The organism is Pseudomonas sp. KT_2_4 (genome assembly GCF_041410225.1).
Lineage (GTDB): Bacteria > Pseudomonadota > Gammaproteobacteria > Pseudomonadales > Pseudomonadaceae > Aquipseudomonas > Aquipseudomonas paracarnis.
The window spans coordinates 3,949,598-3,974,961 of record NZ_CP166962.1 but is presented as its reverse complement, the minus strand read 5'-3'; the positions used below and the strand labels follow the sequence as shown (position 1 = coordinate 3,974,961).

8 protein-coding genes are annotated in these 25,364 nt (G+C 58.7%); 3 read left to right on the top strand and 5 right to left on the bottom strand.

Annotated elements, in window-relative coordinates; translation table 11 throughout:
* Window positions 1-59: 59 nt before the first annotated feature.
* Genes AB9N64_RS18350 through AB9N64_RS18340 form a run of 3 tightly spaced genes read right to left on the bottom strand, consistent with a single transcriptional unit; the run spans window position 60 to window position 4,966 of the window.
* A complete protein-coding gene (locus AB9N64_RS18350; RefSeq protein WP_014716369.1) occupies window positions 60-1,424 on the bottom strand; it encodes an HlyD family type I secretion periplasmic adaptor subunit in 1,365 nt (454 codons plus the stop codon).
* Window positions 1,414-3,570, bottom strand: coding sequence for a type I secretion system permease/ATPase (locus tag AB9N64_RS18345; RefSeq protein ID WP_019819525.1), 2,157 nt, complete (start codon window positions 3,568-3,570; stop codon window positions 1,414-1,416). The genes AB9N64_RS18350 and AB9N64_RS18345 overlap by 11 nt, the downstream gene beginning before the upstream one ends.
* A gap of 40 nt (window positions 3,571-3,610) precedes the next feature.
* Entirely contained in the window at window positions 3,611-4,966 is a 1,356-nt protein-coding gene (locus AB9N64_RS18340) for a TolC family outer membrane protein (protein WP_014716368.1), read from the bottom strand.
* 336 nt (window positions 4,967-5,302) lie between these two features.
* Here AB9N64_RS18340 and AB9N64_RS18335 point away from each other — a divergent pair, with 336 nt between their 5' ends.
* Window positions 5,303-21,130: a LapA family giant adhesin gene (locus AB9N64_RS18335; protein WP_371359589.1), complete on the top strand. Its 15,828-nt coding sequence runs from the start codon at window positions 5,303-5,305 to the stop codon at window positions 21,128-21,130.
* A gap of 150 nt (window positions 21,131-21,280) precedes the next feature.
* Window positions 21,281-21,619 carry a hypothetical protein gene (locus AB9N64_RS18330; protein WP_014716366.1) on the top strand — a complete coding sequence of 113 codons (339 nt, stop codon included), beginning with the start codon at window positions 21,281-21,283 and terminating at the stop codon, window positions 21,617-21,619.
* 123 nt (window positions 21,620-21,742) lie between these two features.
* Here AB9N64_RS18330 and lapD read toward each other — a convergent pair whose 3' ends face one another.
* Both lapD and lapG read right to left on the bottom strand, forming a co-directional pair.
* Complete coding sequence (gene lapD, locus AB9N64_RS18325; protein ID WP_371359587.1) at window positions 21,743-23,689, bottom strand: cyclic di-GMP receptor LapD; 1,947 nt, start codon at window positions 23,687-23,689, stop codon at window positions 21,743-21,745.
* A 14-nt stretch (window positions 23,690-23,703) separates the two neighbouring features.
* Window positions 23,704-24,327 (bottom strand): cysteine protease LapG, encoded by a 624-nt coding sequence (gene lapG, locus AB9N64_RS18320; RefSeq protein WP_019819857.1) that lies wholly within the window; start codon window positions 24,325-24,327, stop codon window positions 23,704-23,706.
* A 319-nt stretch (window positions 24,328-24,646) separates the two neighbouring features.
* Here lapG and AB9N64_RS18315 point away from each other — a divergent pair, with 319 nt between their 5' ends.
* Complete coding sequence (locus tag AB9N64_RS18315; protein WP_103452292.1) at window positions 24,647-25,357, top strand: GntR family transcriptional regulator; 711 nt, start codon at window positions 24,647-24,649, stop codon at window positions 25,355-25,357.
* Window positions 25,358-25,364 lie beyond the last annotated feature (7 nt).

The window sequence follows — 25,364 nt, the reverse complement described above, 5'->3', positions numbered from 1 at the left end:
AACCCATTCAAATGTGGGAGCTGGCTTGCCTGCGATGAGGTCGGTACAGGCGCTGAAGATCAACGCTCGTGCAACGCCTCGGCCCGCGCCTTGATGATCGGTTTTAGCAGATAGCTGAGGATGCTTTTCTTGCCGGTGATGATATCCACCGAAGCAACCATGCCGGGGATGATCAGCAGCGGCTTCTCATCGGTACCCAAGTGGCTGCGGTCGGTGCGCAGAGTGATCATGTAGTAGGTGGTCTTCTTGTCTTCATCAGTGATGGTGTCGGCGCCGATGCGTTCGAGCTTGGCCTTCAGGCCACCGTAGACCGTGTAGTCGTAAGCGGTGAACTTGACCACCGCTTCCTGCCCTGGGTGCAGGAAGGCGATGTCTTGCGGGCGGATCTTGGCTTCTACCAGCAGGGTGTCGTCCAGCGGCACGATTTCGACCATGTCGCTGCCCGGCTGGATCACACCGCCAACGGTGTTGACCAGCAACTGCTTGACGATCCCGCGCACGGGCGAGGTGACCAGGGTGCGACTGACCCGGTCTTCCAGCGCGCGGCCGGTGGACTCGGCCTTGTTCAGTTCAGTACGGGCTTCGTTGAGTTGGGTCAGGGCTTCGCTGCGGAATTTGCCGCGGGTTTCATCGATCTTGCGTTGCACTTCCTTGATCGCCGATTCAGCACGCGGGATCGCTAGAGTGGTAGCGTCCAACTGTCCGCGGGTTTCCATTTCGGCGCGCTTGAGGCGCAGCACTTCTACCGGCGACACCGCGCCCTGGGCCACCAGCGGCTCGGACATGTTGATTTCCTGGCGTTGCAGGGACAACTGGCTGCGGTATTGGCCCTGCTTGGAAGTGAACTCGCGCAGTTCCTGTTGGCGCTGTACCAGTTGTTCCTGCAAACCGCCCACTTCATCCTTCAACTGTTGACGGCGGCTTTCATACAAGGAGCGCTCGTTGGCGGCCTGGCTCGGCGCGGCCTTTAACACCTCGTCAGGGATGTTCAGCGGGCGGTCATCCACCTGCGCGCTCAAACGCTCGACGCGCAGTTGCATGGCCAGGCGCAGGGCTTCGGTTTCCCCGGCGTTGGAGACAAACCGCGTGTCGTCGAGACGAATCAACGGCGCGCCGGCCTCTACGATCTGGCCTTCCTTGACGTACAACTCGGCGACGATACCGCCTTCCAGGTTCTGGATTTTCTGCAACTTGGACGACGGAATCGCCTTGCCGTCGCCACGGGTCACTTCGTCTATCTGGGAGAAACCGGCCCACACCACCAGGAATACAAAGAACGCGATTATCGCCCAGATGGTCAGGCGGATGACCCGTGGCGCATCTTCGATCAGCGCCTTGTTGACCTCGGGCAGCGGCTGGCCCTGCAGCGAATCGGAGCCTTTGAAGTAGCGGCCGACCGCACTCTTGATGGAGTTAAGCAACACTGATCTGCCCCTTCTTCAACGCTTCCATGACCACGGCTTTCGGGCCGTCCGCGAGAATCTGCCCACGGTCGACCACCAGCAGGCGGTCGACCAGAGAGAGCAGTGAGGCTCGGTGCGTAACCAGCACCACGGTCTTGTTTTGCACCACGGCTTGCAGGCGTTGCTTCAAGCGTTCTTCACCGGTGTTGTCCATGGCGCTGGTGGGTTCGTCCAGCAACAGCATGGGCGGGTTGAGCAGCAGCGCACGGGCCAGGGCAACGTTCTGGCGCTGGCCGCCGGACAGGTTCTGCCCACGCTCGCCGACTTGCAGTTCGTAGCCTTGGGGATGCAGACGGGCAAATTCGTGCACGCCGGCCAGTTCGGCAGCTTGCAAAACCATTTCATCCTCGACGTAGCGCGCACCGCTGACCAGGTTGTCGCGCAGGGTGCCGGCCAGCAATTGAATATCTTGGGCGACATAGCCGATGTTGTGGCGCAGCTCGCTCACGTCGATCTGGCGCACGTCCACGCCGTCCACCAGCAAGGAGCCGGAGTCGGGTTGGTAAAGGCCGACGATCAACTTGGCCAGGGAGCTTTTGCCCGAGCCGCTGCGGCCGATGATGCCGATTTTCTCCCCTGGCTTGATCACCAGGTTGATGTTCTTCAGCGCCAGGTTCTGCTGGTTCGGGTAAGTGAAGTTCAGGCCCCGGCACTCGATGGCGCCTTGCAGGGTGCGACGGCTCATGGGGCGCTCTTCGAAGTTGCGCTCCTGGGGCAGCTCCATCATCTGGTCCACCGAGGTCATGGTGACCTTGGCTTGCTGGTAGCGCGTCAGCAGGCCCGACAGCGAGGCCAACGGGCTCAAGGCGCGGCCACTGAGCATGTAGCAGGCAATCAGGCCGCCCATGCTGAGGTTGCCGTCGATGATCTGGTACACGCCGAACACGATCATGATCACGCCGGCCAGTTGCTGGATCAGCAGGGTCATGTTCATCGACAGGCCCGACAGCAACTTCACCCGCAGCTCAAGCCGGCTAAGGGTGCCGATGGTCTGCTCCCAGCCATACTGGCGCTCGCTTTCGGCATTGTTGACCTTGACCGCATCGAGCCCGGCGAGGGTTTCGATCAGGCTCGACTGGCGCTCGGCGGCCAGCGCCATCGTGCGTTCCATGGTCGCGACCAGGGGCTTCTGCAAGGCGTAGCCGATGCCCAGGGCGAGCGGGAACGCCAACACTGGAATCCACACCAGGTGCCCGCCGAGAATGGCGATGACCAGGAAGATCAGCAGCGTAAACGGCAGGTCGATCAGGCTGGTGAGGGTCAGCGACGCGAGGAAGTCGCGCAGGCTTTGAAACTCGTGGATGTTCTGCGCGAAGCTGCCGACCCGCGCCGGGCGGTATTTCATGGACATGCCGACGATGCGCTCGAACAGCGTGGCCGAGATGATCAGGTCGGTTTTTTTACCGGCCAGGTCCAGGCACAGGCTGCGCAGGCTCTTGAGGATCAGGTCGAACAGGTAGGCACCACAGATACCCACGGCCAGCACCCACAGGGTGGCGGTGGCCTGGTTCGGCACGACGCGGTCGTACACGTTCATCACGAACAGCGGCGCGGCCATGGCGATGATGTTGATCAGGAAGCTGGCGGCGATGGCGTCGGTGTAGAGCCAGCGTGAACGCATGAGGGTGTCACGGAACCACGAGCGTGCCCGCGGAATCAGGCTGCCGTGGTTGACGTCGAACTTGTGCTGCGGCTGTGCAAAGAAGACTTTGCCGATGTAGTCGTCGGCCAGTGCTTCGCGCTTGATCAGCACTTCACCGCCGTCGCTTTCGCTGAGCAGGATCCGCGCTTGATCTTCGCCCTCCCAGCCCACCAGCACGGTACTGCGACCGTCCTTGAGCAACAGCAGCGCCGGCAGTGCAATGGTCGGGATCTGTTCCAGCTTGCGTTGCAGCAGCCGGCCTTGCAACCCGGCCCGCGCAGCGGCACGCGATAGCAACTCGGCACTCAACCGTTGCGAAGGCAGCGGCAGGCCGGTGGTGAGCATGGCCGCACTGGCCGGTTTTTGATGCAGGGCGCAGAGCGCCAACAACCCGTCGAGTAACGGGTCGTCGTGCAGTGCGCGTGGATCATGACTGAGATGAACTCGACTGACTTCAGGTTCCACGCGGGCACTCTCGACTAACAGATGGGGCTATTGGGGTGGCTCAATTCATCCCAGGCAGTTGGACTTTAGGTTTCACGTCGTTCTGCACGACGGAGGCCATTGGTGCAACCACTCCCTGGCTCTTGAGCAATTCGCCCATGGTCGCCTTGATTCGGTACTGAGTAAATAACTGAATGTTCTTGATTTCTTCCAGGCGGCGGGAAGCGGTGAACAATTCATTTTCGCTGTCGAGCAAATCCAACAGGGTACGTTGACCAAGGCTGAACTGTTGCTGGTAGGACGTACGTACGCGAGTGCTGTGATCCACGTACTGCTGGGCAACCGGCAATTGCGCGTTGGCGTTGTTCAGGGCGTTCCAAGCCAAGCCTAGCTCTTCATTGAGTTGGCGCAAGGCGTTGTTGCGAATGTCCAACGCCTGGTTGGCCTGGTAGGACTTCGATTGCAGGTCGGCCTTGTTGCTGCCACCGGCGAACAGGTTGAAGCGCATGCGCACCATGGCTTCCCAGCCATTGCTGTGGTTGGGGTCACCGGAGACGTTGTTGTCGGCGTTGGTGCCCAGCTCAGCGTCAAAGCGTGGGTAGAAGGTGGATTTGGCGGCGTCGTACTGCTTCTCGGCGGCAGAGATATCCGACTCGGCCGAACGCAGTACCGGGCTGTTGTCGAGCATCTGGCGACGGGCTTCATTCAGGTCTGCCGGCAGCATGGCCATGAACGGGGCCGGACGCTCGAGTTCGTCGGGCATCTGGCCGACGGCGCTGAGGTAGTTGACCTGCGCATCGGCCAGGTTGGTCTGCTCGGTGATCAAGTTGTTACGGGCCTGGGCCAGGCGGGCTTCAGCCTGGTCCTGGTCGGCACCGTTGCCGACGCCGCGCTCGGTGCGCAACTTGATCTGGTCGTAGATGCGCTCGTGGTTGCGCAGGTTGTCTTCGGCCAGGCGTACGAACTCACGGCGGGTCAATACTTCCAGGTAAACCTGGGCAACGGTCAGCGCAGTGCGCTCGGAAGTCCCCAGCAAGGAGTAAGCGCGGGAATTAACGTTGGCTTGTTGACGCCCGACTTCGCTGGAGGTAGCAAAACCGTCAAAAATCATTTGCTGCAGGCGCAGGCTGGATTCGCCGCGATTGAGCGTGTCCCAGTGATTGCCGCCAGGGTTGTTGGCGCGGGTGGTGGCGTTGTCGGTTCCTTGGCGGCCGTATCCGGCGTTCAGATCGACACGCGGCAGGTAGCCACCTTGTGCGGCGCGCAATTGGTAATCGGCGGCGATGCGGCTGTTAACACCCGCCTGGATTTCCGGGTGTACATCCAATGCCTGTTGCATGGCTTGGGGCAGTGTCTGGGCTTGTACGAAACTGGCGGCGAGAGCGAACGGTATTGCCTTGAACAGGTGCAGACGCATTTAAAATTTCCCCAAGACTTCTTGTCTTAAATCACAGCGATTAGCACCGCTGCGTCGGATAATGGCTACCGTAATGACCGTACGTCGGAAAGTTCGAAAAGCGGAACTGCTTCACACATGTAGGACGGTTCGCCGCATAAATATCAATGTGACATTACTAGGGCGATTGTTTAGGATGACGCCCATAAGGTCAATAGTTTGGCACAAACTAGATAGCTAAAAAATCCAGCCAAATATTTGACGTCAATGCATTTATAGACTACGCCCCCAGATTGGCAGCGCTAATAGCGCGCTGCGAAATGGATTTGTCGAAACGGATCGCCGGAGAAAATTTTAATGAGCAGTGTTGTTGCCACCGTCAAAAGCATTGTTGGTCAAGTTTTCGTAATTTCTCCGGAAGGTGCCCGTCGCGTCCTTGTAGAAGGTGATCGTCTGTTTGCCGGCGACCAGATCGACACCGGTCTGTCGGGCGCCGTGAGCCTGGAACTGGCCGACGGTCGCATCCTGGACCTGGGCCGGGACACCCAGTGGAGCGCCGATATGCCGGACTCCACCGCCGACCTGGCAGCGGCCAGCGAGCAAGCCGCACCCTCGGTGGCCGAGCTGCAACAAGCCATCGCCGCCGGCGCCGACCCGACCACCGACCTGGAAGCCACTGCCGCCGGCGCAAACGCTGCCGGTAATGGTGCTGCCGGGGGCGGCCACAGCTTCGTGGTGCTGGACGCGACCGCCGGCCGTGTAGACCCGACCATCGGCTTCCCCACCGCACCCATCGGCCAAGGCACTTCGGCACTCAACGCCCTGAACGGAGCACCAGGCTCGGCAGACTCGGGTAACCAAGTGCTGCAGCCTTCGACCCTGACCCTGAGCGCGACGCCGACCATCACCGAAGCGGGCGGCGTGCTGACCTACACCGCTACCGTGACCCGGCCATCCACCAGTGACCTGACCGTCACCTTGACCAATGGCGCGGTGATTACCATCCCGTCGGGCCAGTTGACCGGCACCGTCAATGTGCCCTTGGCCCCCAATGACAGCCCGTACATCGACCCGGGCCAGATAAGCGTCGGCGTTACCGGTACCACCGGCGGCGGCAACCTGGTATTGACCATCGACCCTAACCCGGCCGTGACGCAGATCACCGACACCATCGACACCACCACCGTCACCCTGACCGCTGGTTCGACCGTGACCGAAGGCGGCCAGATCACCTACACCGCCACCCTGACCAATCCAGCGCAGACCCCGGTGAACGTCACCTTGAGCAATGGCTCGGTGATCACCATCAAGGCTGGTGAGTCGACAGGCACTGTTGTCGTTGATACGCCGGCTAACGATGTCTACAACAACGGTTCGACGATCAGCACCACGATCACGGGCGCAACGGGCGGTAACTTCGAGAATCTGGTACCGAATACCACGCCTGCGGTCACCACCATTACCGATTCGATCGATGCCACCACGGTCACCCTGACCGCAGGTTCGACCGTGACTGAAGGCGGCCAGATCACCTATACCGCCACGCTGACCAACCCGGCGCAAACGCCAGTGAACGTCACTTTGAGCAATGGCTCGGTGATCACCATCAAGGCCGGTGAGTCGACAGGCAGCGTTGTCGTTGATACGCCGGCTAATGACGTCTACGTCAACGGCAGCACCGTCAGTACGACGATTACGAGTACGACTGGCGGCAATTTCGAGAGCCTGGTGCCGAGCACCACGCCAGCGATTACCACCATTACCGATTCGATCGACACCACCACTGTGACGCTGACAGCGCCAACCGAGGCGAACGAAGGTGGGCAGGTTACGTATACCGCCACGCTTTCCAACAAAGCTGGCACAGATGTCACGCTGAAGTTGGATAACGGTTCGTCGATCACCATCAAGGCTGGCGAGACCGTTGGCACCGTAACTGTCCCTGCGCCTAGCGATGATGTGTTCATCGACAAAAGCACGCAGACCGTCCAGATCACTGAGACCTCTGGCGGCAACTTCGAGAAATTGGAAGTTGCAGGCAATGGCGCAACCACCACGATCAACGACACCCTCGACAAAGTTGATGTGGTGCTGACGGCAACTCCTACCGTTGGTGAAGGCGGCAATATCGTCTACACCGCTAGCCTTGTGGATAAGAACGGCGCGCCGGTGACTAACATCACCAACCCGTTGACCGTGACTTTGGATAACGGTCAGACCATTACCATCGGTGTTAACCAATCCAGCGGCACCGTTACTACCGTGGCGCCAGACGATATTTATAAAGGCGATCAGACCGTCACTGCTGCTATCAAGGGTGTGACCGGCGGCGAGCATTTCGAGAACTTGGTTCCTGGTACTACCCCGGTTAATACCACCGTTACGGATACACCAGGCACTGACAACACCACTACGGTGACGCTGACCGCTCCGGCCGAGGCAAACGAAGGTGGGCAGATCACCTACACCGCGACCTTGAGCAATAAGGCCGGTACCGACGTCACCTTGAAGCTGGATAACGGCTCTTCGATCACCATCAAGGCTGGAGAAACTGTTGGCACCGTAACCGTGCCTGCGCCTACCGATGACGTGTTCATCGACAAGAGCACCCAGACCGTCCAGATCACCGAAACCATCGGCGGCAACTTCGAAAAACTCGAAGTTGCAGGTAATGGTGCAACCACGACGATCAACGACACCATCGACAAGGTCGATGTAGTCCTGACCGCGACCACCACCGTTGGCGAAGGCGGCAACATCGTCTACACCGCCAGCCTTGTGGATAAGAACGGCGCACCGGTGACCAACATCACCAACCCGTTGACCGTCACCTTGGATAACGGCCAGACCATCACTATTGGCGTAAACCAGTCGAGCGGTTCTATCACCACCATCGCGCCAGACGATGTCTACAAAGGCGACCAGACCGTCACTACCGCCATCAAAGGCGTGACCGGCGGCGAGCACTTTGAAAATCTGGTGCCGGGTACTACGGCGGTGAACACCACCGTTACGGATACCCCAGGCACCGATAACACCACCACGGTTACGCTGACTGCGCCAAGTGCCGTTAACGAAGGTGGCCAGATCACCTACACCGCGACCTTGAGCAACAAGGCCGGTACTGACGTCACCTTGAAGCTGGATAACGGCTCTTCGATCACCATCAAAGCTGGCGAGACCGTCGGTACTGTGACCCTGCCCGCCCCTACTGATGACGTGTTCATCGACAAGAGCACGCAGACCGTTCAGATCACCGAGACCACTGGTGGCAACTTCGAAAAACTGGAAGTCGCAGGTAATGGCGCAACCACCACGATCAACGACACCATCGACAAGGTCGATGTAGTCCTGACCGCGACCACCACCGTTGGCGAAGGCGGCAACATCGTCTACACCGCCAGCCTTGTGGACAAGAACGGCGCAGCGGTGACTAACATCACCAATCCGTTGACCGTCACCTTGGATAATGGCCAGACCATTACCATCGGCGTAAACCAGACTAGCGGTAGCGTTTCGGTTCTTGCTCCTGATGATGTGTACAAAGGCGACCAGACCGTCACTACCGCCATCAAAGGCGTGACCGGCGGCGAGCACTTTGAAAATCTGGTTCCAGGTACTACCCCGGTTAATACCACCGTTACGGATACACCAGGCACTGACAACACCACTACGGTGACGCTGACCGCTCCGGCCGAGGCAAACGAAGGTGGGCAGATCACGCACACCGCCACGCTTTCCAACAAAGCGGGCACTGATGTAACGCTGAAGCTGGATAACGGCTCGTCGATCACCATCAAAGCCGGCGAAACCGTCGGCACCGTAACTGTGCCTGCACCTACCGATGATGTGTTCATCGATAAGAGCACCCAGACCGTCCAGATCACCGAAACCGCTGGCGGCAACTTCGAAAAATTGGAAGTTGCAGGCAGCGGCGCAACCACCACCATCAACGACACCATCGACAAAGTCGATGTGGTTCTGACCGCCACCAACACCGTTGGCGAAGGCGGCAACATCGTTTACACCGCCAGCCTTGTGGATAAGAACGGCGCGCCGGTGACCAACATCACCAATCCGTTGACCGTGACTTTGGACAACGGCAAGACCATCACCATCGGTGTGAATCAGTCGAGTGGCTCTATCACCACCATCGCGCCGGATGATGTTTACAAGGGCGATCAAACTGTCACTACCGCCATCAAAGGCGTGACCGGCGGCGAGCATTTCGAGAACCTGGTGCCTGGTACTACCGCGGTGAACACCACCGTTACGGACACACCGGGTACCGATAACACCACCACCGTTACGCTGACAGCGCCAAGTGCCGTTAACGAAGGTGGCCAGATCACCTACACCGCGACCTTGAGCAACAAGGCCGGTACTGACGTCACCTTGAAGCTGGATAACGGCTCGTCGATCACTATCAAAGCTGGCGAGACCGTCGGTACTGTGACCGTGCCCGCCCCTACTGATGACGTGTTCATCGACAAGAGCACGCAGACCGTTCAGATCACCGAGACCACTGGTGGCAACTTCGAAAAACTGGAAGTCGCAGGTAATGGCGCAACCACCACGATCAACGACACCATCGACAAGGTCGATGTAGTCCTGACCGCGACCACCACCGTTGGCGAAGGCGGCAACATCGTCTACACCGCCAGCCTTGTGGATAAAAACGGCGCGCCGGTGACTAACATCACCAATCCGCTGATCGTGACTTTGGATAACGGCCAGACCATCACCATTGGCGTAAACCAGGCTAGCGGTAGCGTTTCGGTTCTGGCTCCTGATGATGTGTATAAGGGCGACCAGACCGTCACTACTGCTATCAAAGGCGTAACCGGCGGCGAACACTTTGAAAATCTGGTCCCAGGTACCGATAACGTCACCACAACTGTAACTGATACACCGGGTACCGATAACACCACTACCGTGACGCTGACGGCTCCAACCGAGGCGAGCGAAGGTGGTCAGATTACGTACACCGCGACCTTGAGCAACAAGGCCGGTACTGACGTCACCTTGAAGCTGGATAACGGCTCGTCGATCACGATCAAGGCTGGCGACACTGTTGGCACCGTAACCGTGCCTGCCCCTACCGATGACGTGTTTATCGATAAGAGCACTCAGACCGTCAAGATCACCGAAACCACTGGCGGCAATTTCGAAAAACTCGAAGTTGCGGGCAACGGTGCGACCACCACGATCAACGACACGATCGACAAAGTTGATGTGGTCCTGACCGCCACTACCACCGTTGGCGAAGGCGGCAATATCGTTTACACCGCCAGCCTTGTGGATAAGAACGGCGTACCAGTGACTAACATCACCAATCCGCTGACCGTCACCCTCGATAACGGCAAGACCATCACCATCGGCGTAAACCAATCGAGCGGTTCCATTACCACCGTAGCGCCAGACGATGTGTACAAAGGCGACCAGACCGTCACTACCGCCATCAAAGGCGTGACCGGCGGCGAGCATTTTGAAAATCTGGTTCCAGGTACTACCCCGGTTAACACGACCGTTACCGATACACCCGGTACCGACAACACCACTACCGTGACCTTGACCGCTCCGGCCGAAGCGAATGAGGGTGGACAGATTACGTACACCGCCACGCTTTCCAATAAAGCGGGCACTGACGTCACGCTGAAGTTGGACAACGGCTCGTCGATTACCATCAAGGCTGGCGACACGGTTGGCACTGTGACCGTGCCCGCTCCTAGCGATGACGTGTTCATCGATAAGAGCACTCAGACCGTCAAGATCACCGACGCTTCCGGCGGCAACTTCGAAAAACTCGAAGTAGCAGGCAACGGCGCAACCACCACGATCAACGACACCATCGACAAGGTCGATGTGGTCCTGACGGCCACCACCACCGTTGGTGAAGGCGGCAACATCGTCTACACCGCTAGCCTTGTGGATAAAAACGGTGCGCCGGTGACTAACATCACCAACCCGTTGACCGTCACCTTGGATAACGGCCAGACCATCACCATTGGCGTAAACCAGACTAGCGGTAGCGTTTCGGTTCTTGCTCCTGATGACGTGTACAAGGGCGACCAAACTGTCACCACCGCCATCAAAGGCGTAACCGGCGGCGAGCATTTCGAGAACCTGGTGCCGGGCACTACCGCGGTGAACACCATCGTTACGGACACACCGGGTACCGACAACACCACTACTGTGACGCTGACCGCTCCGGCCGAGGCAAACGAAGGTGGGCAGATCACGTACACCGCCACGCTTTCCAACAAAGCGGGCACTGACGTAACGCTGAAACTCGACAACGGTTCTTCGATCACCATCAAGGCTGGCGACACTGTTGGCACTGTGACCGTGCCCGCCCCGACCGATGACGTGTTTATCGATAAGAGCAGCCAGACCGTTCAGATCACCGAGACCACTGGCGGTAACTTCGAAAAACTGGAAGTTGCAGGCAACGGCGCCACCACCACGATCAACGACACCATCGACAAAGTCGATGTGGTCCTGACCGCCACTACCACCGTCGGCGAAGGCGGCAATATCGTCTACACCGCCAGCCTTGTGGATAAGAACGGCGCACCGGTGACCAACATCACCAATCCGCTGACCGTCACCCTCGATAACGGCAAGACCATCACCATCGGTGTGAATCAGTCGAGTGGTTCTATCACCACTATCGCGCCAGACGATGTGTACAAAGGCGACCAGACTGTCACCACCGCCATCAAAGGCGTCACTGGCGGCGAGCACTTCGAAAACCTGGTCCCTGGCACTACCGCGGTGAACACCACCGTTACGGACACACCAGGTACCGACAACACCACGACTGTGACGCTGACAGCGCCTAACGCTGTTAACGAAGGTGGACAGATTACGTACACCGCCACGCTCTCCAACAAAGCTGGCACTGATGTAACGCTGAAGTTGGATAACGGTTCGTCGATCACCATCAAGGCTGGCGACACTGTTGGCACTGTGACCGTGCCTGCGCCTACCGATGACGTGTTCATCGATAAGAGCACTCAGACCGTCAAGATCACTGACGCTTCCGGCGGCAACTTCGAAAAATTAGAAGTTGCAGGCAACGGCGCAACCACCACGATCAACGACACCATCGACAAGGTTGATGTGGTTCTGACCGCCACCAACACCGTTGGCGAAGGCGGCAACATCGTTTACACCGCCAGCCTTGTGGATAAGAACGGCGCGCCGGTGACCAACATCACCAATCCGTTGACCGTCACCTTGGACAACGGCAAAACCATCACCATTGGCGTGAATCAGTCGAGCGGCACCATCACTACCATCGCGCCGGATGATGTGTACAAAGGCGACCAGACCGTCACCACCGCCATCAAGGGTGTGACCGGCGGCGACCACTTTGAAAACCTGGTCCCTGGCACTACCGCGGTGAACACCACCGTTACGGACACACCAGGTACCGACAACACCACGACTGTGACGCTGACAGCGCCTAACGCTGTTAACGAAGGTGGACAGATTACGTACACCGCCACGCTCTCCAACAAAGCTGGCACTGATGTAACGCTGAAGTTGGATAACGGTTCGTCGATCACCATCAAGGCTGGCGACACTGTTGGCACTGTGACCGTGCCTGCGCCTACCGATGACGTGTTCATCGATAAGAGCACTCAGACCGTCAAGATCACTGACGCTTCCGGCGGCAACTTCGAAAAATTAGAAGTTGCAGGCAACGGCGCAACCACCACGATCAACGACACCATCGACAAGGTTGATGTGGTTCTGACCGCCACCAACACCGTTGGCGAAGGCGGCAACATCGTTTACACCGCCAGCCTTGTGGATAAGAACGGCGCGCCGGTGACCAACATTACCAATCCGTTGACCGTCACCTTGGACAACGGCAAAACCATCACCATTGGCGTGAATCAGTCGAGCGGCACCATCACTACCATCGCGCCGGATGATGTGTACAAAGGCGACCAGACCGTCACCACCGCCATCAAGGGTGTGACCGGCGGCGACCACTTTGAAAATCTGGTGCCGGGTACTACCGCGGTGAACACCACCGTTACGGACACACCGGGCACCGATAACACCACCACGGTTACGCTGACTGCGCCAAGTGCCGTTAACGAAGGTGGTCAGATCACCTACACCGCAACTTTGAGCAACAAGGCCGGCACCGACGTCACCTTGAAGTTGGATAACGGCTCGTCGATCACCATCAAAGCTGGCGAGACCGTCGGTACTGTGACCGTGCCCGCCCCTACTGATGACGTGTTTATCGATAAGAGCACGCAGACCGTTCAGATCACCGAGACCACTGGTGGCAACTTCGAAAAACTGGAAGTCGCAGGTAATGGCGCGACCACCACGATCAACGACACCATCGACAAGGTCGATGTAGTCCTGACCGCGACCACCAACGTTGGCGAAGGCGGCAACATCGTTTACACCGCCAGCCTTGTGGATAAGAACGGCGCACCGGTGACCAACATCACCAACCCGTTGACCGTGACTTTGGATAACGGCCAGACCATCACCATTGGCGTAAACCAATCGAGCGGTAGCGTTTCGGTTCTTGCTCCTGATGATGTTTACAAGGGCGATCAGACCGTCACTACTGCTATCAAAGGCGTAACCGGCGGCGAGCACTTTGAAAATCTGGTGCCGGGTACTACGGCGGTGAACACCACCGTTACGGATACCCCAGGCACCGATAACACAACCACGGTTACGCTGACTGCGCCAAGTGCCGTTAACGAAGGCGGCCAGATCACCTACACCGCGACCTTGAGCAACAAAGCCGGTACCGACGTAACGCTGAAACTCGACAACGGTTCAAGCATCACCATCAAGGCTGGCGACACGGTTGGCACCGTAACCGTGCCTGCCCCTACCGATGACGTGTTTATCGATAAGAGCACTCAGACCGTCAAGATCACCGAAACCACTGGCGGCAATTTCGAAAAACTCGAAGTTGCGGGCAACGGTGCGACCACCACGATCAACGACACCATCGACAAGGTCGATGTGGTTCTGACCGCCACCACCACCGTTGGTGAAGGCGGCAACATCGTCTACACCGCTAGCCTTGTGGATAAAAACGGTGCGCCGGTGACTAACATCACCAACCCGCTGACCGTCACCTTGGATAACGGCAAAACCATCACCATTGGTGTGAATCAGTCGAGCGGTAGCGTTTCGGTTATTGCTCCTGATGATGTGTACAAAGGCGATCAGACTGTCACCACCGCGATCAAGGGTGTGACGGGCGGCGAGCATTTTGAAAACCTGGTACCGGGCACTGCGGCGGTAAACACCACCGTCACAGATACCCCCGGCACTGATAACACCACGACGGTCACGCTAACCGCGCCTAGCGCAGTGAACGAAGGTGGTCAAATTACGTACACCGCCACACTTTCCAACAAAGCGGGCACTGACGTTACGTTGAAGTTGGACAACGGTTCTTCGATCACTATCAAAGCTGGCGAGACCGTCGGTACTGTGACCGTGCCCGCCCCTACTGATGACGTGTTCATCGACAAGAGCACTCAGACCGTCAAGATCACCGACGCTTCCGGCGGCAACTTCGAAAAACTCGAAGTTGCCGGCAATGGCGCAACGACCACGATCAACGACACTATCGACAAAGTTGATGTGGTCCTGACCGCCACTACCACCGTCGGCGAAGGCGGCAACATCGTTTACACCGCCAGCCTTGTGGATAAAAACGGTGCGCCGGTGACTAACATCACCAACCCGTTGACCGTGACCCTGGATAACGGCAAAACCATCACCATCGGTGTAAATCAATCGAGCGGTAGCGTTTCGGTTCTTGCTCCAGATGACGTGTACAAGGGCGACCAAACTGTCACCACCGCTATCAAAGGCGTAACCGGTGGCGAGCACTTTGAAAATCTAGTGCCGGGTACTACGGCGGTGAATACCACCGTCACGGACACACCAGGTACCGACAACACCACCACTGTGACGCTGACAGCGCCTAACGCTGTTAACGAAGGTGGACAGATTACGTACACCGCCACGCTCTCCAACAAAGCGGGCACTGATGTAACGCTGAAGTTGGATAACGGTTCGTCGATCACCATCAAGGCTGGCGACACTGTTGGCACTGTGACCGTGCCTGCGCCTACCGATGACGTGTTCATCGATAAGAGCACTCAGACCGTCAAGATCACTGACGCTTCCGGCGGCAACTTCGAAAAATTAGAAGTTGCAGGCAACGGCGCAACCACCACGATCAACGACACCATCGACAAGGTTGATGTGGTTCTGACCGCCACCAACACCGTCGGCGAAGGCGGCAACATCGTCTACACCGCCAGCCTTGTGGATAAAAACGGCGCAGCGGTGACCAACATCACCAATCCGCTAACCGTCACCTTGGACAATGGCAAAACCATCACCATCGGTGTGAATCAGTCGAGCGGTTCCATCACCACCGTAGCGCCAAACGACGTCTACAAAGGCGACCAAACCGTCACCACCGCCATCAAAGGCGTGACCGGCGGCGAGCATTTCGAGAATCTGGTCCCTGGCACTACCGCGGTGAACACCACCGTTACGGACACACCGGGCACCGATAACACCACCACCGTGACGCTGACTGCGCCAAGTGCCGTTAACGAAGGTGGTCAGATCACCTACACCGCAACTTTGAGCAACAAGGCCGGCACCGACGTCACCTTGAAGTTGGATAACGGCTCGTCGATCACCATCAAAGCTGGCGAGGCCGTCGGTACTGTGACCGTGCCCGCCCCTACCGATGATGTGTTTATCGATAAGAGCACTCAGACCGTCAAGATCACCGAAACCACTGGCGGCAACTTCGAAAAACTGGAAGTCGCAGGCAGCGGCGCGACCACTACGATCAACGACACCATCGACAAAGTTGATGTTGTCCTGACCGCCACCAACACCGTCGGCGAAGGCGGCAACATCGTCTACACCGCCAGCCTTGTGGATAAAAACGGCGCAGCGGTGACCAACATCACCAATCCGCTAACCGTCACCTTGGACAATGGCAAAACCATCACCATCGGTGTGAATCAGTCGAGCGGTTCCATCACCGCCGTAGCGCCAAACGACGTCTACAAAGGCGACCAAACCGTCACCACCGCCATCAAAGGCGTGACCGGCGGCGAGCATTTCGAGAATCTGGTCCCTGGCACTACCGCGGTGAACACCACCGTTACGGACACACCGGGTACCGATAACACCACCACCGTGACGCTGACTGCGCCAAGTACCGTTAACGAAGGCGGCCAGATCACGTACACCGCGACCTTGAGCAACAAGGCCGGCACCGACGTCACGCTGAAACTCGACAACGGCTCAAGCATCACCATTAAGGCCGGCGAAACTGTTGGCACCGTCACTGTCCCTGCGCCTACCGATGACGTGTTTATCGATAAGAGCACCCAAACCGTCAAGATCGCCGAGACCACCGGCGGCAACTTCGAAAAACTCGAAGTTGCCGGCAATGGCGCCACCACCACGATCAACGACACCATCGACAAAGTCGATGTGGTCCTGACCGCCACCACCACCGTCGGCGAAGGCGGCAACATCGTCTACACCGCCAGCCTTGTGGATAAAAACGGCGCAGCGGTGACAAACATCACCAATCCGCTGACCGTCACCTTGGACAATGGCAAGACCATCACCATCGGTGTGAATCAGTCGAGCGGTTCCATCACCACCGTAGCGCCAAACGACGTCTACAAAGGCGACCAAACCGTCACCACCGCCATCAAAGGCGTGACTGGCGGCGAGCACTTCGAGAACCTGGTGCCGGGCACGACGGCGGTGAACACCACCGTCACCGACACACCGGGCACCACCGACCTGACCACCGTCACCCTGACCGCCCCAACCGCGGTCAACGAAGGCGGCCAGATCACCTACACCGCCACCTTGAGCAACAAGGCCGGCAGTGACATGGTGGTGCAGCTCGACAACGGTTCGAGCATCACCATCAAGCAAGGTGAGACCGTGGGCACGGTGACCGTCCCGGCGCCTACCGATGACGTGTTCATCGACAAGAGCACCCAGACCGTCAAGATCACCGGCACCACCGGCGGCAATTTCGAGGGTGTGACCATCACACCTGCGGGCGCCACGACCACCGTCAACGACACCATCGATGACGTGACAGTGGTGCTCAAGGCCACTGGCTCGGTCAGCGAGGGCGGGCAGATCGTCTACACCGCGTCCCTGGTCGACAAAAACGGCGCGGCCGTGAACAACGTGGGCTCCGACCTGGTGGTAAGGCTGGATAACGGCTCGTCCATCACCATTGGCAGCGGCAAGTCCACCAGCTTCACGACGGCTACCGCACCGAACGATGCCTATGTCGGCGCCAATGATGTCAGCGCCAAGATCACCGGCGTGGTCAGCGGTGGCGACAAGTACGAGCATCTGATTGTTGATGGCAGCCCCGCAGTCACCAAGGTCACGGATGTAGTGACTGATACCAAAATCAGCATTACGGGCGACGGTTCGGTCACTGAAGGTGGCACCGCCCACTACACCCTGACCTTGACCAACCCGCCGCAAACGGATGTGACCGTGACGCTCAAATACAGCGGCACCGCCACTGACGGTTCGGACTTCACTGGCGTGTATACCGTGAAGATCCCGGCAGGCTCCAGCAGTGTGCCGTTTGATATCCGCACGCTCGACGACAAGATTACCGAGCCTACGGAACAGATCGTCATCACCATCGACAAGGTCACCGGGGGCAACTTCGAGAACCTGGTGATCGACAAAGGCACCGTCACCACCAATATCCTCGACAACGATGCGCCGCCGGTGCTCGACCTGGATGCCAACAACTCCAGCGGCGCCACGGGTGCTGATTACAAGACGACGTTTACCGAGGGTACCGCCGGGCCGGGCGTGTCGATCGCCGACACGGACATCAAGATCACTGACCCAGACAGCACACTGCTGACGGGCGCGACGGTCACGCTGACCAACGCGCAGGCTGGTGATGCCCTGAACCTGGGCAATAGCGTGAATGGCATCAGCGTCAGCACCAACAACCAGACGGGCACTATTACCCTGACGTTGTCCGGCAGTGCGACGCTGGCTGACTACATGCAGCGTATCCAGAACATCACGTTCACCAACAACAGCCACGACCCGAGCACCACGCCCCGCACCATCACCGTGACGGTGACCGATGGCGGCAACTACTCCAACGTGGCTACCACCACCGTCAACGTGGTAGCGGTCAACGATGCACCAGTGGCCACTGGCGGTGCCGTGACCGGTACGGAAGACACCGCGCTGGCCCTGACCTGGGCCAACTTCGGCGTGAGCGATGTGGACTCGCCACAAGCCAGCCTCGGGGTGAAAATCACCGAGCTGCCGGTAGCCGGCAAGCTGCAATACCTGGCGGCGGACGGCACCACCTGGACCAACGTGAGCAGCGGCCAGACCTTCACCAAGGCCCAGATCGACGGCGGCCAGTTGCGCTTCATGCCTAACGCCAACGAATCCGGCGCCGATGGTTACGGCGGCACCGGTGTAGGCAACAAGCAAGCGGATTACGCGCAGTTCAAGTTCCAGCCAACCGATGGCAAGGACCTGGGCACCAGCGCCACGGTGAAAGTGGATATCACCCCAGTGGCCGACGCACCGACCCTCAGCGTGGCGGACAACAACGTTGCCTCGACCGGGCTGGTCAAACAGGGCTGGAACAACATCGCCGGCCTTGGAAACAACGGCAATGGCGCTGCGCCAGACGTACTGAAAAAAGCCATCGACAACGCGGGCACCCCCAACAACACCTCCGTGGTGACCAACGTCGAGTCCGTCGACAACGTCACCGCCGGTTCTGGTTCCAAGATCTCCGGCCTGATCTACATGGAAGCGGGCAAGAGCTACACCTTCAGCGGTATCGCCGATGACAGCGTGGTCGTCAACGTTGGCGGTAAAGACGTTGCCAGCGGTTTGTGGGGCACCAACAGCGGCAAGTTCAGCGGCTCGTTCACGCCAACCACCACCGGTTACTACAGCCTTGAGATCTACCAGGCCAACCAGGCGGGCCCAGGCAGCTTCGACGTTAACCTGTCGATCAACGGCGGGGCGGTGCAGAACCTGAGCACCAGCACCGTGCCGTTGTACACCGGCCTTACCGACCTGACCAACGCCGGCGTCACCGTATCCGACCTGCATGGCAGCAACGGTGACGGCTACTACGTGGGCTACAAGCTCAACGAAGGCCAGGAAAACGGCACGGTCAAACTGTCCAAGGTCACCACCGCGCTGACCGATACCGACGGCTCCGAAACCCTGAGCGTAAAGATCAGCGGCATTCCGGCAGGCTCGGTGCTTACCGACGCATCGGGGCACACCTTTACTGCGGGTAAAACCGTGGGCGAAGTGAATGTCACCGGCTGGGACCTGAACACGCTGAGCATCAAGCCGCCGACCTACTACAGCGGCCAGTTCAACCTGACAGTCACCTCGACTTCCACCGAGAGCATCGGCGGTTCAGCGACCACCACCGCGCAATTACCAGTCACGGTGCATCCGGCGACCTACAATTCGGTCACCGGCACCTCGGGCAGCGACACCATCAATGGCAGCGATGGCAACGACATCGTCGTGGCCGACATCGCCGGCCTGAACGTGGTGCAGGGCAAGAACTACAACATCGCGTTCATGATCGATACATCGGGCAGTATGGGTGCGGACTCGATAGCAGCGGCAAAAACCTCGCTGACTACCACGTTCAACTCGCTGAAAAACAGTATCGGCGCCAGCACCTCCGGCACTGTGAATATCTTCCTGGCGGATTTCAGCGACCAGGTCAATCGCACGGTGACAGTCAACCTGAAAGACCCAGGTGCATTGGACTCGCTGCAGAAAGTCCTGGACTCCATGGTGTCTACCGGCGGGACCAACTACGAAGACGTGTTCAAGGCCGCGTCCAACTTCTTCAAAAGTGCCCAGGCGACTGGCAACACTGGCGCTATTAATACAACGTACTTCATCACCGATGGTCAGCCGACGTTTTACCAAGCGTCCGAGCAGACCAACCCGTACTTGTACGGCAACGTCAGGCTCGATGATGTCGTCACCATGAACAACTACACCATAGGTACCGCCACCCGGATCAACATCGATTCGAATAACTACCTTGATATCAACTCTGCCGGCAAGGTGACCCTCTGGTCTTACGGCTGGGGATACAACAAGGGAATCATCCACGCCCAAGGGGATGGCACCTATGAAATATCGGTGCAAGGCGGCCTCGGATACGATACCGACTACTCCACCACCCTCAACTCCAACAGCGCGTTCGCACTGCTTAAAGGTCTGTCCACAGGTGGCGTAGAAGCCATCGGCCTCAATAGTGGGGTCAGCTTGAATCAGCTGGCACCGTACGACAGCGATGGCAAGCCACAGGCCAACATCGATCCGAAGGACCTCGCCAACGCTATCCTCGGCCACACCGAGGCGACGTTGCCGGGCGCGGACACCGTCAGCGGTGGCGACGGCAACGACATCCTGTTCGGCGACCTGGTGAGTTTCAGCGGGATCAATGGCGAGGGTTACAACGCACTGCAGGCCTTTGTCGCGCAGAAAACCGGCGTGGCTGTCTCTGCGGTGACCGCCTCTAACGTTCACCAGTACGTCACCGAACACTATGTGGACTTCGACGTCTCCGGCGCCAAGGATGCCAACGACACGCTGTTGGGCGGCGCTGGCGACGACATCTTGTTCGGCCAAGGCGGCAACGACACACTCGATGGCGGCAAAGGCAATGACATCCTGCTGGGTGGCACCGGCAACGACACGCTGATCGGCGGCCAGGGCAACGACATCCTGATCGGTGGCTCGGGTGCCGACACCTTTGTGTGGAAGTCTGGCGACATCGGCAACGATGTGATCAAGGACTTCAAGGCCTCGGAAGGCGACCGCATTGATCTGCGTGATTTGTTGAAAGGTGAAACCGACAGCACCATCGACAACTACCTCAAGATCACCACGGTAGACGGCGTGTCGACCCTGCAAGTGAGCAGTGAAGGCAAGCTCAACGCCGCCGGTGGCCTGGCCAATGCCGATGTGACGATCAAACTGGAAGGCAACGACTGGTCCCACACCAGCATCAACTCGCTGATCAGTGGTGCCGACCCGACCATCAAGATCGACCACACTTAAGACACGATTAATCGGCCGCCCTTTCAGGCGGCCGTTTTTTTGGCCTGCGGGTCGCTGGCCCTGGCGGACGGTGCATCGCATACTCACGCCCATACACGCAGCGTTGACCTATGCTGTTGAACGCCTGTGGCGCATTTTCGAGGGGTTGTTATGTTTTACGTGCAACGTGATGCACAGGGCGCACTGGTTCGCGTAGAGGCTATCGCCTTTACCGAATCCACTGAAACCCTGCCGGCCGATCACCATGAGATCCAGGCCTGGTACGCCAACGAAGTGGTGGAAACCAGCCTGGCCCAGCTCAAACAGAGCGACTTGGAGATGATCCGGGTGCTGGATGACTTGATCCAGGTGCTGACCCGCAAAGGGGTGATCAGCGTGACCGACCTGCCGCCGGCAGCCCAGGCCAAGTTGATGGACCGTAACCAGGCGCGGGAAGCGTTGGGTGGGTTGAGCCAGTTGATCGATGATGACGAGAAAGGATTGATTTAATCCAACCGCTCCTCCCCCTGTAGGAGCGAGCTTGCTCGCGAAAAAACTGAAATCGCCACGGGGTGTCAGGCTTTGCGCATTATCGTTGGCGATCTTCGCGAGCAAGCTCGCTCCTACAGGTAATTATTTCCAGGGCGCGGGCTCGCCAAACAGTTGGCCCTGCACGCCGAAAATCCCCATCTCACGAATCACCTTCAGTTCGCCCTCGGTCTCTACACGCTCGGCAATCAGTGGCAGGTCGATGCTATGGGCCGCTCGCTGGATGGCCTCGATAAACAGGCGCTTGTCACTTTCCTGGTCGATGGCGCGAATGTAGCTGCCGTCGATCTTCAGGTACGCCAGGCCCAGGCGCGCCAGGTTACCGATCATGCTGAACCGCCCACCGAAACGTTGCAGGCTGAGGGAGAAACCCAGCTCGCGCAGGCGCTGGGTCATCTGTTCCAGCACGGGCTGCTCAGGCAGTTGCTCTTCACCGATCTCCAGGGTAAGGCGCGGGCCCAGGTTGCTGTGCTGACGTAGCAGGTCATAAATACGGTTCAGAGCCTGGGTGTCCTGCAAGGTCGCGGCTGAGAGGTTCAGCGCCAGGTTCTCGGTGTGGCTGCTCATCTGCTTGAGCACCTGCTCCAGCATCAGGCGGTCCAGGCGGGCCGACCAACCGAAGCGCTCAAGCCACGGCAGGAAGCGCCCGGCCGGTATGGTGTGGCCGTCTTCGTCTTGCAAGCGCGACAGCACTTTGTAGTGCAAGACCAACTGCGGGTCCTGGCTGGCCACCACCGGCTGGAAATACAGCTGGAAGCGCTGCTGGGTCAGGGCCTGGTCCAACAAGGTGTGCCAGGCATGGTGATCGTCACCGACGCTGGCGGCGGCGCTGCGGTCCAGGCACACCCAACTGGTGTCGCCCTGCGCTTGGGCCTGGGCCAGGGCCTGGTCGGCCAGGGTCAACAGGGCTTGGGGTGCGTCGCCATGGCTGAACGGCGCCAGGCCGATATAGGCGACCGGTGTAACGTCGCTGGCGCCGGTCGCTTGCAGGCTGAGCAAGGTGCTCTCGAGGTTTTGCGCCAGTTGCACCGCTTCTTCACGCATCAACCCCGGCGCCAGCACGGCGAACTCACCGCCACGAATACGGGTGACGAGGTTATGGGTTTCCGGATACGGCGCGCACTGGCGCAGCAGTTGTTGGCCAACCGCCTGCAGCAACTGGTCAGTACGCTGGCCGCCCAGGCGCTGGTTGAGGCCGGCCAGGTCCTTGACCCGCAGCAACAGCAGGTAGCCGGAGTTGGTCTCTTCCGGGTTACTGACGCGGGCGTTGAGCTGCATCTCGAAATAACGGCGGTTGGCGAGGCCGGTGAGGTTGTCCTGATAGGATTCGGTGCGCAGTTTTTCGCTACGCTCGGCCTGTTCCTGGAACAGCGCCTTGAGCTTTTCCACCATCTGGTTCATGGCCTGTACCACGCGCCGCAGCTCTGGCGTGCGGGGCAAGTCAGGCAGGCTGAGGAACTCGCGGCGGGCAATGGCGTGGGACTGTTTGACCATATAGTCCAACGGCTTCAATTGCCGGCGCAGCAACAGCCCACCGAGCACCACGCTGACCGCGCCGCACAGCAGCAACCAGCCCAGGCTACCCAGGGCGCTTTGCCAGAGCTTGGCCAGGGCGAACATCGGATGGCTGACCACTTCGACCCGCGCGGCCTGTTCCCAGCCACGGCTGACCAGCGCATCACCACCGGCCGGCTCCAGGCCGATCAGCTTGACGAACCAGTTGGGCACGCCGTTGTTGTCAGGAATACCGCTGCGCTCGACGATGGTTTTGTCGGTGGCCAGGTCCACGACGCGGATGCTGGCATAGTAACCGCTGTCGAAGATCGAGCTGACCAACAGCTCCACCATGGCTGGGTCATCGATATTCGGGGTCAGCGACAGCGCCAACGCCGTTGCGGCATCCTGGGCGTGGGAGCGCAGTTGGTTGACGTATTGGGTGCGCGAGCTTTCCAGGCTGACCATGAAGCTGCCGCTGAAGGCGACCACCAGGAACAGACAGATTGCAATCAATAGCTGTTTGAACAGAGACATCCGATCAGTTACTCCTAGTTGGCAGGCTCGGCTGGGAAGCCTTCCGCACGCATTTTTCTCAACACATCCTGCCAGCGCGACAAGCGTTTGGTATCACCGACTTTCTTGTTGCCCTTGGCACCGGGCAAGTACAGCCCCTCGGCGTTGAATGAGTACACCGGGACCAGATCGGTGCGACGGGTGGCCGGCAGGATCTCATCCATCAGGCTGTCGAGCACCAGTGGGACAGCGTCTGGGGTCGAATAATAGGTCAGGACCATGTGCGCCCGATTCTGCCGCAAGGCCTTGACGTAGGTAATGCGCAATTTGTCGCTGGACACCCCCAGGTGACGCAAACTGAAATACTTTGCGATGGCGTAGTCTTCGCAGTCACCGGCGCCTTTCCAGAGTGCTTCGACGGGTGTCTCCCAATAATCGACAACGTGCCAGAGATCGATGTCTTCCACGTAGGTCATTTGCTTGTTGAAGAACAAATTGACGACCTTGAGCTGGTCCTGCTCGCTGACCTGTTTTTCGCTCGCCAATAGCCGCTGCCAGGCGTCGATACGTTGCTGGCCTTGCCCCAACGGGCCGTAGACGGCGGTGGCCTTGCGGCTGATCTGCGAGAAATCCCAATCGGCACGCAGCCCGCCGAGCATCAGGCCAGCCAGTAAAATTGCTGATAAAAGCCAGCACAGCAGTCGATAGGGAATAAAACTTACCGCCAAAGTGTTCAGTCCATGAAAGAGACGGAATTTCAAGGAATGGTGAAGCCTGGCCCTACAAAAAACAATGGCACAGTGCAATCATCACAGTAGGCGGTGATTTTATAACCGCCTCCTGTGAGAGACACAAAGTATGCTGTGTAAGCCCTTACAAACGGAAACTCTGGCTGTTTGACAAGCGCCTGGCCCATCTTTAGTGTTCTTTGGATCCAATTAGCCAACCTATTATTCAAGAAAGGAGGATAGCGCAACCGTGACGCAGAAGCCGAACCCATTAAGCAGCATCAAAATCAGCGGGCCTATTCCCGCCCATCTTGCGCGCTCCGTTATTGAAGAAACCTTGCGTAATGCCATCCTCGATGGGCGATTGCCCTGTGGCACCGCCATGCGCCAGCAAGAACTGGCCAGCCTGTTCGGCGTCAGCCGCATGCCCGTGCGTGAAGCTTTGCGCCAGCTGGAGGCGCAATCCTTGCTGCATGTGGTGACTCACAAGGGTGCCGTCGTTGCCCCCTTGATCGAGGACAATTCGGCAGAGACCTATGCCTTGCGCATGTTGCTGGAGTCCGAAGCCTTGCGCCTGTCGATTCCGCTGCTCACCGACGCGGACCTTGCTCAAGCCGAGGCTTGTATCAATTCGCTGGAAAGCGAAAAAGACTACACCGAGATTGGTCGCCTCAATCGCCTGTTTCACATGGTGCTATATGGCAAGGCGCCCAACCAGCGACTGCTCACCCTGGTCGAGCACGGGTTGAATGAGGAGGAGCGCTTCCTGCGCTTCAACCTTGAGGCGATGGGGCTGGGCGAGACCTCCCAGGAAGATCACCGCGAACTGCTGAGCCTGGTGGCGCAGAAGAAGGTCGAGGAGAGCATCCTGACGTTGCGTAACCACTTGATGCGAGGCATGGAGGTGATCGCCACCTACCTCAGCAGCCTTGAGAGCGTCGACAAAAAAGCCGTGCAGTAAGTTTTTT